Origin of the sequence: Spiribacter halobius (assembly GCF_020883455.1) — a bacterium.
GTDB classification, from domain to species: Bacteria; Pseudomonadota; Gammaproteobacteria; order Nitrococcales; family Nitrococcaceae; genus Sediminicurvatus; species Sediminicurvatus halobius.
Window position 1 is genome coordinate 3,913,839 of sequence record NZ_CP086615.1, and the last position, 16,636, is coordinate 3,930,474.

Consider the following 16,636-nt stretch of genomic DNA (forward strand, 5'->3'; position numbering starts at 1 on the left):
GGCTCAGTCCTGGGGCGTGAACTGCTCGGAGATGCCGGGATTCGCCGCCAGGTCGCAGACCTGCTGCTCGTAGGCGGGCATCACGTCCTCGAAGTGCTGGATGACCTCGAAGCTGTGGTTGTCGTCGCCCCGCACGAGGTAGACCTGGTGCATGAGGTGGTGCGAGGGCAGCATCCGCACCCGGCCTTCGGGGCTGTCGATCTCGATGCCGCCTTCGAGGGCGTCGATCACCTGCTCGGACTCCACGGAGCCGGCCTGCTCGGCCGCTGCCGCCCAGAGCATGACGGCATTCCAGGTGTCGTTGGCCTCGGAGATGATCGGCTCCTCGATCTCACCGTAGGCCTCGCGCCACAGGCGCACGAACTCCTCGTTGGCCGGCGTATCCACGACCATGAAATAGTTCTGCGAGGCGATGATGCCGTCCCCGGCCTCCGAGGACACCACCACCTGCTGGTTGCCCGAACCGTAGTTGGTGGAGATGACGCTAATGTCCTCTTTCAGCCCCGAGGCAGCGAACTGCTCGTAGAAGGAGGTCTGGCTGGCCCCCACGGGCAGGGCCACCACCACGTCGGCCTCGGCGTCCTGGATCTTCTGCAGCGAGCTCGAGAAATTGCTCTGCGACAGCGGCAGGAAGTCCTGGCCGACCACCTCGCCACCGAGTTCTTCGGCGTAGTGCTCGACCCAGTGCGCGGAGATGGTGCCGAAGTTGTAGTCCGGCGCGACCACGTAGAAGCGATCGCCGTAACGCTCGGCCGCCCATTCCATCATCACCCCCAGCTGCTGTGAGGGAGTGACGCCGGTCAGGAACGTGTAGCGGTCGCAAACGCCGCCCTCGTAGAGCGCGCTGTAGAAATACGGCACCTTGCGCTGCCGCGCCACGGGTCTGACCGCCTCCCGCGAGGAGCTCGCCAGCCCGCCGAACATGGCATCGACCTGATCGCGCAGGATGAGCGTGCGCGCATACTGGGTGTACTTGGCGTCATCGGACTGGGTGTCGTACTCCACCACCTCCACGTCCATGCCATTGACGCCCCCATCGGCATTCAGCTTGTCCACTGCGAGCTGCAGCGCCTGACTCTGCTGGATGCCGTAGATGTTGAGGCCGCCGGTGAGATCGTGCATGGCCCCGATGGTGACCGTCTCCTGGGCCGCTGCCCCGGTGGCGAACGCGAGGGTCAGCGCCGCGCCGATCCCCTTGAGCATGCCGGCCTTGTTCTGCCCGTTCGGGCCGCTTACTTCGTGCATCCTGTTTCCCCTTGGTGTCGTGTCGTTGTTCCGATGGCGGCCTTGCCGCACAAGCGGTGGTGGCTGCTCATAGCAGCCGGTCGGTGAGAAAGCGGTAGCTGGTGCGCGCGGCGACGAGATCCGCGGTCGCTAGCGTTGCGGTCAGTGTTTCTGCCTCGTTGGGCCCTGCCCGCTCGAGGATTTCGCCAGTGGGAGCGACGATCTGGCTCAATCCGAGGCGTTCCCAGACACCCGCCTGCGGCCCCATGTCCAGGCGCCCGCAGGCGTTGCAGGCCACCACGAAGGCCTGATTCTGGATCGCCGTGACCATGGGCAGCGCATTCCAGTAGTCGCGCTTCGCGCTCTGCAGGCCGACGCCCCCCTTGGCACCGCCGGCCCAGGTGGACGAGGTGATCGCAATGATATCCACACCCTGGTCGGAGAGGGCCTTGAAGTACTCGGGAAACATGGCGTCATAGCAGATCGCGATGCCGATCCGCCCGAGCGCGCAATCGAACGCTTCGACGTGTTCGCCGGGCGTATAGTAAAGCTTTTCTATACCCGGCATGTGCAGCTTCCGGGTGACCCCGATGACGCCCTCCGGGCCGACCAGCGCGGCACTGTTGAAAATCATCCCGGCGATCTCCGAGCGTTCGGCAAAGCCGACAACGGCATGGATGCCGCACCCGCGCGCCGCCTCCGCGATAGCCCCCAGCTCCGGACCATCCACAGCGATGGTGCCGCCGTCCCAGTACGCCTTGAGCCCCCCGGGCGCGTGACGGAAGAAGCTCGTGATGCCGACCTCCGGGAACACGGCCAGTTGGCTGCCAAGCCCTGCCAGGCGCCGCAGGCTGTCGACGATGAAGGCCACGTTCTGCGGGCGCGCCTCCATGCCACCGGGCTCGTGCTGCACCACCGACACCTGTACGTCCCGCTCCATCACGCCTCCGCTTCGCCTGGTCCGGAGCCGGCGTTCGGCCCCGCTCTGAGCTCCAACTTAGAAGCATCGGGGCGGCAGGGATATGCGAGCGGAATTACAGCGGATGTAAGAAAATCAACGGCGAGCTTAGCCGGTCGCCTCGCTGCCGCTGTCGCCGCCGACCTGGAACAGCAGCGCCTGGTCGCGGCGGCAGCACTCGAGGATGAAGTTCCAGACCAGGTTCACCGCTTCGAAGCGGTGCAGATCGCGGTTGGTCGAGATCCAGTACTGGCGCACAAAGCACAGTTCGGGGAGCACCCTCTGAAGCTGTGGATCCTCGAGTGCCATGTAGTTGGGAAGTATGGACAGCCCGAGGCCTTGCCGGGCCGCCTGTTGCTGGGCGCGGATACTGGTGCTCTGGAACACGAAGTTAAGGTTCGTGGCGAGCTCGTAGTGATACTTCAGCTCCTCGGCGAAGAGCATGCTCTCGATGTAACCGATCCAGGGATGCCCAAGCAGCGCCTCACGGCTGCTCATCGGACCATGTGCAGCGACGTACTCGGGGCTGGCGTAGACCCCGAGGACGTACTGCGTGAGCAGGCGCCGAATGACATATTCACCCCTTGGCTTCTCCAGCGTAATGCTGATGTCCGCCTCGCGGCTCGTCACGCTGGTGGACTTCGGGAGCGAGATGAAATCCACGTCGATTGCCTGGCCACGGAGCCAGGCGGCGATGCGCGGCGAGAGGTAATTGTCGCCAAGGCCCTCGGTGACCCCGACCCGCACCTTTGGCTGAACGCTGCCACCCGGCTCGGTCCGCTCGAGGCCGAGAATCAGCTGACGCTCCAGCGCCTCGGCATGCCGGAAGAACTGCTCACCGGCCTTGGTCAGCCGATAGCCCTCGCTCGACTGTGCCAGAAGCTGCACGGAGAGCGCCTTCTCCAGCGCGGATAGCCGGTTTGCCACGGTGACGTGCGTGGTGCCAAGAGTGCGCGCCACCCGCGTCAACCGCTTCTGCCGGACCAGCGCCAGGAAGAACTTGATATCGTTCCAGTTGAGCCCGTGCAACGTGTCTTCATTCGGCATCGAACCACCCCGGGCTTCACCCGGCTGGCGTTCAGCGCGCACCCGGAGGCTACTACGCTAGCAGGCATGGGCTCCTCGCGGGGCATCGCCACAACGGCGGTTAGCTAGCAAACCGACGTGCATGGTCGGCCGCTGGCAGAGATCACTCGGGAGTCGTTCACAGGCAGATCAAGCCCGCCTGGCAGGCGCTGCAGGCGTTCGCCGCCAGAGTCCGGCAGTCTGCCCGGGTGGCTCTGCCCGGGCAGACCTCGCCCCGCAGGTCGGTGGCGGGCTCTCAGTGGCTCGCCTTCAGCGTCTGCCTCACCGTCGCCGCCACACCGTCGCCGTCGAGGCCGTAGTGGCGGTATAGGTGCGTGGGCGGGCCGAGCAGCGAGTACTCGTCGGGCAGGCCGATGCGCACCTGGCGGCAGCCGAGGCCCTCGTCGGCGATGACCTCGGCCACCGCGGAGCCGAAGCCACCGGTGACGTTGTGCTCCTCGGCGGTGAACAGCACGCCCTGCCGCGCCGCCGCCCGCACGGCCTCGCGGTCCAGCGGGCGGATCGAGTACATGTCCACGACGGTCAGCTCGATGCCCTTGCCGGCGAGCTGATCGGCGGCCTCGAGGGCGGCGGAGACCAGGTTGCCGACGGCGAGCACGGTGGCGTGGCTGCCCCCGCGCAGGGTGTTGGAACCCCCGATGCGCCACTCCGGCGGCGCGTCGTAGACCGGCTTCTCCCGGCCGCGACCGGCGCGGAAGTAGATCGGGCCCTCATGGTCCAGCGTGCTGCGGAAGGCCGCCCGAATGGCATTGCCGTCACAGGGGGCCATGAGCGTGAGGTTGGCGAGGGTACGCAGGGCGCCGATGTCCTCGTTGCTGTGGTGTGAGGTGCCGTAGAAGCCCATGGCAATCCCGGAGTGGGTACCGATCATGCGCACGTTGAGGTTCGGATAGCAGATATCGTCGCGGATGTTTTCCAGGCCCATGAGGGCGAGGAAGAACGAGTAGTTGGAGATCACCGGCAGCAGACCGGTGGTGGCCAGCCCGGCGGCAGCGCCGATCATGTTGCGCTCGGCGATGCCGAAGTTGAACAGCCGGTCCGGGTACTGCTTGCCGAAGTTGATCACCTGGGTCGGCCGCGCCAGGTCGGCGGTGCAGACGACGAGGTCGTCGCGACCTTCAGCCGCCAGCTCGCACAGCACCTGGCCGGTGGTGAGCTGGCTGGATAGGGCCAGGGAACCGGGCATGTCCCAGGTCTTCTCGTCGAAATCGGGGCCGACGGTGGACTCGGAGAGGTCCACCTGGGGCCGCTTGCTGGGGTCCATGTAGCTGTTGCGCTCGGTCATGTCGCGCTCCTGTCTGATGTCCGTGGGGGGGGCGGCGCTCAGCCGATCTCGCCGGCCTCGACCTCGCGGTAGGCCCGCTCCAGGTCCTTCGGGCCGAGGTAGCCCAGATGCCACTGCCAGCCGCCCTCCATGAAGGAGACTCCCTTGCCGGCGACGGTGCGGGCGAGCACGCAGCAGGGCCGGTCGCGCTCGCCGTTGAGCGCCAGCTCCAGCGCGGCGCTGGTCTGGGCGAGGTCGTGGCCGTCCTCGAGGTTGACGACGTCCCAGCCGAAGGCCCGCCACTTGTCCTCCAGCGGCTCGCTGGCTAGGGTCTCCTGGGTGTAGCCGTCGGAGCCGGCGGCGTTGATGTCGACGATGCCGACCAGGTTGCCGAGGCCCCAGTGGGCGCCGGCCATGGCCGCCTCCCAGATCTGGCCCTCGGCCTGCTCGCCGTCACCCATCATGCAGACCACCCGCGCGGGTGAGCCGCGATGACGCAGGCCGAGCGCCATGCCCACGGACACCGAGAGGTTGTGGCCGATGGAGCCGGAGGAGAAGTCCGCACCACGGACCTTGCGCATGTCCGGGTGATCGCCGAGGGGCGAGCCGAGTCGGGTATAGCCGTCCAGGTCCTGGCGCGGGAAGTAGCCGAGATCCGCCAGCACCGGGTAGAGGGCGATGGCCGCATGGCCCTTGCCCATGGTGAAGCGGTCACGGTCCGCCCAGTCGGGGTGCTGCGGGTCTACCTGCAGGAACCGGTAGTAGAGCACCGCCAGCAGCTCGGCGATGGAGAAGGCGGAGCCGTAGTGGCCGGAGCCGCAGATGTCGGTAAGCCGCAGGACCTCGCGGCGGATCATGCGCGCCTTCTCTCGCAGCTCCGCGCGGGGCACGTCTTTGGTCTCGCGTCTTGCCATGGTCTTCTACCTCGAAGCGTCGTCTGGAATCGTTCAGTCGATGTGCATGCCGCCGTTGACGTCGATCACCTCGCCGGTGACGTACTCGGAGAGCTCCGAGGCGAGGAACAGACAGATGCGGGCCACGTCCAGCGGCCGGCCCGTGCGCTGCATCGGGATCGACTCGCGGATCTGGCGGTGCTGCGCCTCCGTGAGCTTGCCGGCGGTGATGTCGGTCTCGATGAAGCCGGGGGCGACGGCGTTGACGCGGATGCCGTCGGCGGCGTGGTTGCGGGCGAGCGCCCGCATGAGCCCGAGCATCCCGGACTTGGCGGCGCTGTAGTGCGGCCCGCCGAAGATGCCCCCGCCGCGCTCGGCGGATACCGAGGACATGTTCACGATGCTGCCGCGACCGGCCCGCGTCAGGTGGGGCATGAGCGCCTTGCTGCAGAAGAACGCGCCCTTGAGGTTCACGGCCATGACGGCGTCGAAGTCGCCCTCCTCGATCTCGAGCAGGCCCTTCGGCTGGGTGATGCCGGCGTTGTTCACCAGCGTATGCGGCACCCCGAGCCGCGCGACGACGGACTCGATGGCCCCCTGCACGCTCTCCCAGTCGGTGACGTCGCAGACGTAAGCGTGGGCACGCTCGCCCAGCTCGCGACAGGTGGCCTCGAGGGCCTCACGGTCACGGTCGAGCACCGCCACGGTGGCGCCGTGCTCGAGGAAGAGCTCGGCAGTGGCGCGGCCGATGCCCCGGGGCGAGGCGGCGCCGGTGATCACGGCGATATGGTCGTTGAGTAGCATGGGGTCATCACCTCCGGAGAATTGACGGCGCGGCTAGAAACGCAGCGTGAAGGCCGGCACGTAGCTGACCAGCGCAAGCACCAGCAGCGCGAAGAGATAGAACGGCACCAGCGCCCGCACGGTTTCCTCTATGCGCACGCCGGCGATGGATGAGGAGATGTAGAGCGTGGTGCCCACGGGGGGCGTGAACAGCCCGATACCGAGGTTCAGCGTCATCATGACGCCGAGCTGCACCAGATCGAGATCGATCGCCACGGCGAGGGGCACCAGCACGGGCCCGAGCAGAAGGATGGCCGGCGTCATGTCGATGACCGTGCCGACCACCAGCATCAGCACGTTCATGAACACAATCACCGCCGTCCGCGGCAGGTCCATGCCGGTCACCATGGCCGTGAGCTCGTCCGGGACCCGGTCGATGGTGATCATCCACGAGAGCACGGACGAGGCCATGATCAGCAGCAGCACCGCGCCCGTGGCGCGGCCGGCGTTGATCATGGCGCCAACGGCGTCACGCAGGGAGAGATCCCGATAGCAGAGGCGCACGATCAGGGCGTAGAACACGGCAATGACGCTGACCTCGGTGGGTGTTGCCGCGCCGCTGATGATGGCGGTCAGGATCAGCACCGGCATGGCAAGCGCCGGCAGGGAGTCGATGCCGGCGCGCCCCAGCTCCGAGGGCCGCGTACGGTGCTCCCGGCGCGGGAAGCCCTGTCGCCGGGCGATCAGATAGACCGCGGCGAGGCTCGCGCCCCCGAACAGAAGCCCCGGAATGATGCCGGCGAGGAACAGCGCTCCCACCGACGTCCCGGCCACGCTCGCGTAGATGATGAGCGGAATTGACGGCGGGATGATCACGCCGATCACCGAGCTCGCCGAGTTCACCGCCGAGGCGAAGGCGGCGGGGTAGCCCTCCTTCTTCTGCCAGGGGATCAGCACCGAGCCGAGCGCCGAGGCATCCGCCACGGCCGACCCCGAGACGCCCGCGAACAGCATGGAGGTGACCACGCTCACCTGGCCGAGCGCGCCGCGGATGCGGCCTACCACGAGGCTCGCGAAGTGGATCAGGCGCTGCCCCAGTGCCCCGGATATGAGCAGCTCGCCGGCCAGGATGAAGAACGGGATGGCCAGCAGCAGCGGGTTCTGGGACGGGCTGTAGAACTTCTGGATGACGATCACGAGATCGTAGCGCTCGCTCACTGCCACGGCGGCAGCGCTGGCGCCCAGCAGCGCGTAGCCGATGGGCACCGCCAGCAGCATCAGCAGCAGGAAGGCCGGCAGGGCGACGGCACTCATGCGCGGCCTCCCCGCCCGGCCAGCGGCTGCGTGGCGACCTCCGCCAGCCGCAGCAGCGCCACGGCGGCCACCGCCAGCATGCCGATGGGCACGCTGTAGAACGCCCAGGTGCTCGGCAGCCCAAGCACCGGCGTCGAGCGGTACTGCATGAAGCTCAGGATCGACGGCGCCTGCGCCGCCAGCGCCAGCATGAGCGCGGCGACAAGGACGAGCACCGCGAGCTGCAACGCCCGCTGCCACGCCGGCGGCAGCTTGCGGGCGAAGAAGTCCACACCGAGATGCTCCTCATGCACCGCCGCCAGCACGATCCCGGCCATGATCAGCCAGGGAAAGAGCATCACCGGCACCTCCGAGGCCCAGGCGACGCTGCCGGCGAGGATGTAGCGGACGATCACCCCGAGCATGAGCGTGCAGCCAATGGCCACCGTGGTGGCCAGCACCACCGCGGAGGCAGCGATCCGAATCCCGCTGCGCAGCCGCACGATGCCGGCAAGGAAGGTCTGTACGGACATGGCCACCTCCCGGGAGCCTGCCGTGGTCCGAGGGCCGGCGGGGCAATTCCCCGCCGGTGATCGGGTGGGCAACCCGCCTGCCTCACTCCCGGGCCACACCCGGCGCACAGGAGCGAGACAGGCGGGTCCGTCGCTCAGCGGTTGTCCGCCGCCGCCTCCTGGGCCAGGTCCACGATGTCCCCGAGGCGCTCGCGCCAGTGGTCGTAGACCGGCTGGGTGGCCTCGCGGAAGGCCGCCACGTCCGCCTCGTTGATGGCGACGCCGGCCTCTTCCATGCGCCCGCCAAGATCAGCGCTCTGGCGCACCAGCTCCATGCGCTGGTAGGCCCCCGCCTCCTGTGCGGCGCGCTCGACGGCCGCCTGCTCGTCGGCGCTCAGGCTCTGCCAGGTCTGCATGCCGACGATGAACGGCGTCACCTCGTACTTGTGGCCGGTGAGGGAGAGGTAGTCCTGAACCTCGTGGAGCTTGGACGACCAGATGTTGACCAGCGGGTTCTCCTGCCCGTCCACGGTGCCCTGGCGCAGGGCGGTATAGAGCTCGCCGAAGGCCAGCGGCGTCGGGTTGGCGCCCAGCTCCTCGAAGATGGAGATGGTCATCGCGTCCTCGGGGGTGCGGATCTTCAGGCCGTCCACGTCCTCCGGCTGCTCGATCGGGCGCGCGTTGTTGGTGATGTGCCGGATGCCGTTGTCCCACCAGGCGAGCACCTTCAGTCCGCGCTCCTCGGTCAGATCCGCGACGCGGTCACCGAGCTCGCCGTCGACCACCTCCCAGGCGGCCTGCGGGGAGTCGAACAGGAACGGCAGGCCGAACACGTTCGCCTCCGGCACGATGTTCGCGAGCGGCCCCTGGCTGTTGGCGGTGAGGTCGAGCTGGCCGCTCAGCACCTGGTCCAGCATCTCGACGTCGGAGCCGAGCTGCTCGGAGCCCTGGATCTGCACATCGAGCGAGCCGTCGGTGTAGTCATGCACCAGCTCGGCGAACAGGTCGGCGGCCATGGTGCGCGGGTTGCCTGGAGCGGCCCCGTGGCCGAGCACCAGGGTGCGGGCGTCGGCGGCAAGGCTGACACCCAGGGTGAGCGCCACGGCGGGCGCAATCGTGCGCAGGGCACGGCTCGAGAAATCGAACATGGTTGCTCCTCCTCTTGCGGCCGGGTCGCGACGCCATTCGTGCAGCGCCGTCGTGTCCGGCTCAGTCAGTCATCGCTGGCGGTTCCCTCATCGTTGGACCCGGCCTTCGCTGGCCGGGCACTCAGCACCCGGGCCGACTCCTCGTCCCAGACGCGGAAGTGCTTGTCCATTGCCGCCACCGCCTGAATCGGATCGCGCGCGGCGATGGCCTCGACAATGGGGATATGGGTGGCATTGGTGCGCTCGGCGCCGCGGGGTACCTGGCGCACCCGCACGCGGCGCTGGTGCACCACCTCGCGCAGCACCGTGGACAGGCCCTGGATCATCAGGATGATCACCGGGTTGCGCGTGGTGTAGGCGAGCCGCATGTGGAATTCGTGGTCGGCGCGCAGGCCGTCCGCGATGGTCTCGGCATGGAGAATGCGGTCGCGCAGCTCGGCGAGCGCGGCGACGTCGTCATCGGTTGCACGGATGGCGGCCTGGCGGGCGATCTCGCGCTCGAGCATCTCCCGCGCTTCTTCCATCTGGTCCACGGAGACGTAGCCCAGGCGCACGGCAAGATCGAAGTAGAGCTGGACGAAGCCGGGCTTCGGCATCTGCACGTAGGTGCCGCTACCGGGCGTGCGCTCGATGAAGCCCAGGTTCTCCAGGGTCGCCAGGCGCTCACGCACGGTGGAGCGCTGTACCCCGAGCTGCTCGGCGAGCCGCCGCTCCGCAGGCAGGCGAATACGGCCATCGCTGCTGGTCTGGGCGGTGAGCACCACGGCCTTGAGACGGCCGAAGAGATCGTCGTCTGGCTCTGACACGATAACGCTCCTCCAATTGGCCGGACCAATATGGTCGGACCATTTGAAGGCTAGTTAAGCGCCCTGGCATCGTCAATGGTCGGACCGATGAGCGGCAGAGGCCGTCAACCGCGCCGCCACCGACGCCCTCTGTGGCGCCGGACATAGCGGAGACACCCTATGCACACGGCCTGAACGGCACCGGACCCTGACCTGGATCAGGATGGGGGCCCGGCGCGAGGTTCAGACTGGGGCCGCATTCGGGAAAGCAGGTCGCGCGATGCACCGGGACGCATGCATGGAGCTCATCCGCCACGCGGTCATGGCGCCGTCGAGCCACAATACCCAGCCATGGCGTTTCGAGCTGGGCGACGGCGCGATCCGGCTGCGCCCGGATTTCCACCGCCGGCTGCCGGTCGTCGATCCGGACGACCACGCGCTGTTCATCAGCCTCGGTTGCGCGCTCGAGAATCTCGTCATCGCTGCCGGCAGTGAGGGCATTCAGCCCTCGCTTGCCTATTTCCCGGAAGATGAAGAGGCCAATACCATCCGGGTCAGGCTGGCCCGGCCCGACGCGGACAGCCAGCAGACGCCGGGCGGGACAGCCGCAGCATTGTTCCGGGCCATCCCCAAGCGCCAGTCCACCCGCCGCGCCTTTGACAGCCGACCGCTGCCTGCGGCCGTTGTCCGGGCCATCGCGGAGCTGGCCGCGGAGCCGCTGGTGAGCCCTCGCCTCGTCACCGACCGCGACCTTATCGGCAGGGTGGCCGAACAGGTCGAGAGCGCCTGCCGGACCCAGCTGGCCGACCCGGCGTTCGTCGAGGAGCTGATCTGCTGGATCCGCTTCGGGCGCCGCGAGGCCGAGGCACGCGGGGACGGCCTCGCCGCCCGTGTCATGGGGTTGCCTTCCATGCCCCGCTGGCTCGGCAAAAGGCTGATGCGCCTCGCCCTGACGCCCGCCCGGGAGGCGGCGCGTGCAGCGGCCCAGGTACGCTCATCCTCGGCGCTGATGATCTTCAGCGTGGAAACCGACACCCCCGAGGCCTGGGTTCGGGCGGGCCAGAGCTTCGAGCGCGCCGCCTTGCTGGCCACGAGCGAAGGCGTCAGGCACGCCCACGTCAACATGCCCTGCGAAGTGCCGGAAGCCAGCGAGCGCCTGCGCGTGGCGTTCGGTCTCAGCGGACGTCCGGTGCTGCTGATCCGGCTCGGCTACGCCGAGCCCATGCCATTTTCCTACCGCCGCCCACTGCCGGACGTCGTCCGGTATGCCGCGGACCAGGCGCAGGCACAGGCGGCTTCGGGTCACCGCGGACCGGCGGCATGACAGGTGCCAGACCGAGAGCCCCCACCGCGCGGCCGCCGGTCCTGCTCCGCGCAACGATTCTGTGGGTGGCCATCTGCGCGCTCGCGATTGGCAATGGCGCTGTGCGCGAGGCGGCGCTCGAGCCGGCGCTGGGCCCAACGCTCGGACTGGTGACCAGTGGCCTGCTGCTCTCGGTGCTGGTCCTCGCCGTGGCCTACGCAGGGGCACCCTGTTACGGCCGTCAGCCGGCGACGGTCCTGGCGGCTCTGGGCGTTTACTGGCTCGTGCTCACCGTCGCCTTCGAGCTCGTTCTTGGCGTGCTCGTGCTCCGGCAGTCCGGGGACGAGCTGCTGGCCCAGTACAGCCCCGCCGGGGGCAACCTGTGGCTGCTCGTCCTCGCCACGATCACGATCGCCCCATGGCTGGCCGCCCGCCTGCGCCGCCTCATCTGACGCCCAGCGATTACACGAACGCTCCTGCCGCGGCCCCGGGCCACCCCGTCACGCCGCCCCTTCGCCCAGCATGTTGGCCGTGACCTCCCGCAGGTGGTCGCGCATCGCGCTCTCCGCGGCCATGCGATCGCGGTCCGCAATCGCGTCGCGAATCGCCTGGTGCTGGCGCACATACCGGCTCATGCGCTCGCGGGTGAGGGAGGCCTGCTTGAGCCGGCCCCACAAGTCGCCCTGCCGGGCTTCGTTGAGCGCCTGAAACAGGCTCATCAGCATGGCGTTGTGGCAGGCATCCGCCACGGCGCAGTGGAAGGCGCTGTCGGCGACCTCGAAGTCCGCGAGCACCCTAGCCGTAGCGCATTCTCTCAACGACCGGTCCAGGCGCGCCAGATCCTCGGGGGTGGCCCGCAACGCCGCGATCGCGGTCATACGGGGTTCGAGCACGCTTCGCGCCTCCAGCACCTCGGCGGGATTGGTCGTCTGGAGGCCGGCGGCAGGGCCCGCGTCCCAGCGCAGGGGCGGCGAGCGCTCAGGCGGGGGCGGCCCCAGAAAAGTGCCCCTGCCAACGCCTCGCCAAAGCAGGCCTTCCGACTTCAGGGCATCGAGCGCGCGGCGCATCGTCCCCCGACTCCCACCGAGCACACGCACCAACTCGCGCTCCGGCGGTAGACGGTCTCCCGGGCCGAGGCCTTCGCTCCGGATGTACTCACGAACTGTCTCGACGAGGTCACTGCTGCGCATTAACCGACCTTCGCTAGCCTGCGTTTGACCCAATCAATATTGGATCACAAATGCGGCCCTGTCACGGGTGATCTTGACGAATCGGGAAACCATGATTTACTTAGCGGAGGCCCCAATTTTAGTCCATTTAGAGAATGGATCACCCATGAGACTGATCACCTTCACATCGGCGGAGTCAGCCGCACCCCGGGTCGGAGCCCTCGTCGACGGCGGCGATGCGGCTGTCGACCTCAGTGCGGCCGGGGTGGCCGATACGCTTGAGGATCTCATCGCCGGCGGCCAGGAGTCGCTTGCCGCGGCACGGGACGCAATCGACTCCGGTGCGTCCAGGCGACCGGCCAGCGACATCACCCTGCATGCGCCCTTAAGCCATCCGCCGAAGAACGTCATGTGCGTGGGCAAGAACTATCACGCACACGCCCAGGAGTTTCATTCGAGCGGTTTCGACGCCTCGAGCGGCAAAGACGCAGCGGCACTGCCGGAGCATCCAGTGGTGTTCACGAAAGCGCACACCAGCATCGTCGGCCCCGGCGTGCCCATCGACACGGGACTGGACCCCACCCGCTCGACGGACTACGAGGGTGAGCTCGCGGTCGTCATCGGTCGTGGCGGGCGCGGTATCCGGCAGGCCGACTGCTGGTCGCACGTCTTCGGCTACACCATCGTCAACGACGTCACGGCGCGCATTACGCAGCAGACCCATCGGCAGTGGTTCCTTGGCAAGAGCATCGACACCTTCTGCCCCATGGGACCGACCCTGGTGACCGCGGAGGAGGTTCCGGATGTCCGCGAGCTCACCCTGACCACGACCGTAAACGGCGAGCCCCGGCAACAGGCCCGCGTCGCCGACCTTGTCTTCGACATTCCCACGCTCATCGAAGTCATCTCGAGGAGCATCCGCCTGGAGCCCGGCGACATCATCGCCACCGGCACCCCGGCCGGAGTCGGCATCGGGTTTCAGCCGCCCCGCTATCTCCGGCCGGGGGACTCGGTGGCGATCACCATCGAGCCCATCGGCACATTGGAGAACCCCGTCACCTGAACGGGGATGCATAAGACCTGGACCAGTAGGAGGAGAGTGATGAAGAAGCATCTGATAGCGGCATGCCTGGGCGGCGGCCTTGCGGCCGCCATGGCGGGGCCGGTAGCGGCCCAGACACAGATTGCCTGGGGCGGCTCCAACCCGGGTGGCGTCATGTACTACATGGTCGGCGTCGCCGGGACCCTGTTCTCGGACCAGATTGACGATCTGAACGTCACCCAGGTCACCACCGGTGGCTCCACCGAGAACGCCAAGCGCCTCATCGCGGGGGAGCTGGACATGGGCATCGTCTATGGCGCCCACGTCTACATGTCCCTGCACAACGAGGGGCCGTTCCAGAACGACCCCAAGGGCGAGATGCTGCGCGGAGTGGCCAAGGCCTACGAGGGCCCGACCTACTTCGTGACACTGCAGAACTCCGAGATCGAGCGGATCGAGGATCTCGCCGGCAAGCGCGTTGCGCTCGGCCCGCCCGGTTCCGGCACGGTCTTCAACTGCTCCAACATGCTGCGCGCCCTGGAGCTTCTCGACGACGTCGACCCGACGATGATGACGTTCGCGGACGCCGGTCGGGCGCTCGCCAACGGTCAGGTGGATGCCGTCTGCCAGTCCTCCGCCCCCGCGGCGGCGGTCTCCGAGCTCGCCGAGACGCGAGGCGTGCGGATCCTGGAGTACACCGAGGAGCAGATGGCAACCATCCGCGAGATGTACCCCTTCTACAACACCGGATACCTATCGGAGGACGTGTATACCGGCGTCCCGGAGACGCGGATGCCCTTCATGACGGTGTACTGGGTGGCGCATGAGCGCGTTCCGGCCGATGTCGTGGAGCGCATGCTGGAAGTGGCATACCAGGAGGACAATCGTCGACGGCTTGCGGAGGGGCACGCCGCCTGGGCACAGATGGAGCCCGACACGGCGAACTTCCTGGCCCTGGGCGCGCCCATGCACCCTGGGGCGGAGGCCTACTACAAGCGCGAGGGTCTCTGGGAGGAGTAATCCCCGGCCGTTCCCCATCGCTGGCCGCCTGGGAGCACCGGGCGGCCGGTTCGGCGTGTCCCCGGCAGGCGCGCGTCGCACGCCGGCTTCAGAGCGCACCCCATGAGCAGTGACCTCTGGTTCGGTCCCGTCGAGGGCCCAAAGCGCCGGCTGAGCGGCTGGTTCGCCGTTGCCTTCCGGCTGGTGGCGGCCGGATTTGCCGGCTTCTACCTGTACACCTCCGGCTTCGGCCTGATCTCGACGGAGACCAACCGCGGGGTCTATCTCATGCTGACCTCGGTGCTGGTCTTTCTGCTCTACCCCGCGAGCCGCCACTCGCCGACGCACCGTCCCAGCGTCGTCGACTTCGCGTGGATCGCCGCCGCTGTCGTACCCATCGTCTACTGGATGGACCAGTACGTCGCGTACGCAATGTTCCGCGTCAGTTCGCCGAGCGAGATGGATCAGATCATGGCGGCGATCGCCATCGTTGCCATCCTCGAGACCAGCCGGCGCGTGCTGGGGCCCGTGCTCGTCATCATCGCCGTTGCCTTCCTGACCCAGCTCTACTTCGGCGCGTACCTGCCGGGCAAGCTCGCCCATTCGGGCATGTCGGTCACCCGCATCCTGGAATTCACCTTCTCGACCCAGGAAGCGCTGTTCGGGGTGGTCACCGCCACGTTTGCCACCTTCGTGTTCCCGTTCATGATCTTCGGCGCATTCCTGGAGCGGTGCGGGGCGGGGACCTTCTTCATGGAGCTCGGCACGGCACTTGCGGGGCGCTGGCGCGGCGGCCCTGCCAAGATCGCCGTGCTCACCTCGGCGCTGCTCGGATCCATCTCCGGATCTTCGGTGGCCAACACCGTAACCACCGGCAGCTTCACGATCCCGCTTATGAAGCGCACCGGCTTTAAGCCGCACACGGCGGGCGCCATCGAGGCCATTGCGTCCACCGGTGGGCAGTTCATGCCGCCAATCATGGGCGCGGGCGTATTCATCCTGGCCACGCTCACGCAGACGAGCTACCTCACGATCGCGCTGATGAATATCATCCCGGCGGCGCTGTTCTTCATCTTCCTGCTGGTCATGATCGACCTGGAGTCGGTGCGCCGCGGCCTCGAGGGACTGCCGGCGGCGGAGATCCCCTCCGTGGGCCGCGTGCTCCTGCGCGGCGGCCACTTCTTCCTGCCGCTTGTCGTGGTGGTAGGCCTGCTGGTCATCGGCTATTCGCCGGAGTTCGGCGCTTTCTGGGGCACGGTGGCGGCGTTCGTACTTTCCTGGCTACGCCCCGAAACCCGCATGGGTCCCAAGCGCCTATTCCAGGCGCTGTCCTGGGCGGGGCACAGCAACACCGCCGCGGGTTCGGCGATCGGCACCCTGGGCATCATCATCGGCGGCATCATCCTCGCCGGCCTTGGCCTCAAGTTCTCCGCAGTGCTCGTCGAGGCTGCCGGCGGACACCTGCTGCCGGCCGTGGTGATGGTCACGCTGATCTCGATCATCATCGGCATGGGGAGCTCCACCACCGGCTCCTACATCATCCTGTCGGTGGTCGCCGCGCCGGCGCTGGTGGCGCTCGGCGTGCCCATGATCGCCGCGCATCTGGCGGTCTTCTACGCCGCCTGCCTGTCCAACATCACACCGCCCGTCTGCGTATCCGCCTATGCGGCTGCCGCCATCGCCGGGTCGGACCCCATGCGCACCGGCTTCGCCGCCCTGAAGTTCGGCGCAACGCTGGTCCTCATTCCGTTCGCATTCGCCTACACGCCGGAGCTGCTGACCATCGGCACGACGCCGGAGATCATCCACCGCAGCATCGCGTTCCTGCTCGCGAGCGTGGCCCTGGCAGCAGCGCTGCAGGGCACCATCTGGTGGCTCGGCACGCTGGACTGGCTGTCGCGCGGCGTTTTCCTGGCCGTGGCAGGGGTCCTCTTCGCGCCAGCCAGCCTGACGCTCGATGCGATCGTCATCGGGGCGGCGGGCGCCACCCTGGCACTGCGACGGTTCGTTCCCGTGCAGAGTATCCCCTGAATCCCGACGGCCGGCGGCTGGCCACTTGACGGCTCGAATCGGGCTCACCGCCAACTCGAAAGCCCCTTGGAAAGCCGGCGCAGATATGCGCCCTGGCCGTCCCGGCCCAGCCAGGGCTTGCCCGGCGTGAATCGCCAAGCAGCTGC

16 protein-coding genes are annotated in these 16,636 nt (G+C 67.9%); 5 read left to right on the forward strand and 11 right to left on the reverse strand.

Annotation, left to right across the window (positions count from 1 at the left end; translation table 11 throughout):
* Positions 1-3 precede the first annotated feature (3 nt).
* The 10 genes from LMH63_RS18195 to LMH63_RS18240 all read right to left on the reverse strand — a co-directional run bounded on the left by LMH63_RS18195 (position 4) and on the right by LMH63_RS18240 (position 9,967).
* Positions 4-1,245, reverse strand: coding sequence for an ABC transporter substrate-binding protein (locus LMH63_RS18195; RefSeq protein WP_199225552.1), 1,242 nt, complete (start codon positions 1,243-1,245; stop codon positions 4-6).
* Between the two features lie 67 nt (positions 1,246-1,312).
* Positions 1,313-2,164, reverse strand: a complete 852-nt coding sequence (locus LMH63_RS18200) for a carbon-nitrogen hydrolase family protein (RefSeq protein ID WP_109675158.1) — start codon at positions 2,162-2,164, stop codon at positions 1,313-1,315.
* Positions 2,165-2,290: 126 nt separating this feature from the next.
* Entirely contained in the window at positions 2,291-3,229 is a 939-nt protein-coding gene (locus tag LMH63_RS18205; protein WP_109675160.1) for a LysR family transcriptional regulator, read from the reverse strand.
* 274 nt (positions 3,230-3,503) lie between these two features.
* Positions 3,504-4,553, reverse strand: a complete 1,050-nt coding sequence (locus tag LMH63_RS18210; RefSeq protein WP_109675162.1) for a transketolase family protein — start codon at positions 4,551-4,553, stop codon at positions 3,504-3,506.
* Positions 4,554-4,591: 38 nt separating this feature from the next.
* Positions 4,592-5,446 carry a transketolase gene (locus LMH63_RS18215; RefSeq protein WP_109675164.1) on the reverse strand — a complete coding sequence of 285 codons (855 nt, stop codon included), beginning with the start codon at positions 5,444-5,446 and terminating at the stop codon, positions 4,592-4,594.
* 33 nt (positions 5,447-5,479) lie between these two features.
* Positions 5,480-6,229 (reverse strand): SDR family NAD(P)-dependent oxidoreductase, encoded by a 750-nt coding sequence (locus tag LMH63_RS18220; protein WP_109675166.1) that lies wholly within the window; start codon positions 6,227-6,229, stop codon positions 5,480-5,482.
* A 33-nt stretch (positions 6,230-6,262) separates the two neighbouring features.
* Positions 6,263-7,522 carry a TRAP transporter large permease gene (locus tag LMH63_RS18225; protein WP_109675168.1) on the reverse strand — a complete coding sequence of 420 codons (1,260 nt, stop codon included), beginning with the start codon at positions 7,520-7,522 and terminating at the stop codon, positions 6,263-6,265.
* Positions 7,519-8,034, reverse strand: coding sequence for a TRAP transporter small permease (locus LMH63_RS18230; RefSeq protein WP_109675170.1), 516 nt, complete (start codon positions 8,032-8,034; stop codon positions 7,519-7,521). The genes LMH63_RS18225 and LMH63_RS18230 overlap by 4 nt, the downstream gene beginning before the upstream one ends.
* Positions 8,035-8,168: 134 nt before the next feature.
* Entirely contained in the window at positions 8,169-9,161 is a 993-nt protein-coding gene (locus LMH63_RS18235) for a TRAP transporter substrate-binding protein (RefSeq protein ID WP_109675173.1), read from the reverse strand.
* Positions 9,162-9,226: 65 nt separating this feature from the next.
* On the reverse strand, positions 9,227-9,967 hold the full coding sequence (locus LMH63_RS18240; RefSeq protein WP_158280256.1) for a FadR/GntR family transcriptional regulator: 741 nt from the start codon (positions 9,965-9,967) through the stop codon (positions 9,227-9,229).
* A gap of 277 nt (positions 9,968-10,244) precedes the next feature.
* Between LMH63_RS18240 and LMH63_RS18245 the strand changes: the two genes are divergently transcribed.
* Both LMH63_RS18245 and LMH63_RS18250 read left to right on the forward strand, forming a co-directional pair.
* Entirely contained in the window at positions 10,245-11,270 is a 1,026-nt protein-coding gene (locus tag LMH63_RS18245; RefSeq protein ID WP_229332660.1) for an Acg family FMN-binding oxidoreductase, read from the forward strand.
* 65 nt (positions 11,271-11,335) lie between these two features.
* On the forward strand, positions 11,336-11,701 hold the full coding sequence (locus LMH63_RS18250) for a hypothetical protein (protein ID WP_109675179.1): 366 nt from the start codon (positions 11,336-11,338) through the stop codon (positions 11,699-11,701).
* Between the two features lie 48 nt (positions 11,702-11,749).
* On the opposite strand, the gene LMH63_RS18255 is transcribed toward LMH63_RS18250, so the two are convergent.
* Positions 11,750-12,439: a FadR/GntR family transcriptional regulator gene (locus LMH63_RS18255; RefSeq protein WP_109675181.1), complete on the reverse strand. Its 690-nt coding sequence runs from the start codon at positions 12,437-12,439 to the stop codon at positions 11,750-11,752.
* A 145-nt stretch (positions 12,440-12,584) separates the two neighbouring features.
* Here LMH63_RS18255 and LMH63_RS18260 point away from each other — a divergent pair, with 145 nt between their 5' ends.
* The 3 genes from LMH63_RS18260 to LMH63_RS18270 all read left to right on the forward strand — a co-directional run bounded on the left by LMH63_RS18260 (position 12,585) and on the right by LMH63_RS18270 (position 16,490).
* On the forward strand, positions 12,585-13,481 hold the full coding sequence (locus LMH63_RS18260) for a fumarylacetoacetate hydrolase family protein (RefSeq protein WP_109675183.1): 897 nt from the start codon (positions 12,585-12,587) through the stop codon (positions 13,479-13,481).
* 39 nt (positions 13,482-13,520) lie between these two features.
* Positions 13,521-14,480: a TAXI family TRAP transporter solute-binding subunit gene (locus tag LMH63_RS18265; protein ID WP_109675185.1), complete on the forward strand. Its 960-nt coding sequence runs from the start codon at positions 13,521-13,523 to the stop codon at positions 14,478-14,480.
* 102 nt (positions 14,481-14,582) lie between these two features.
* Entirely contained in the window at positions 14,583-16,490 is a 1,908-nt protein-coding gene (locus tag LMH63_RS18270) for a TRAP transporter permease (RefSeq protein ID WP_109675187.1), read from the forward strand.
* Positions 16,491-16,636: the final 146 nt, after the last annotated feature.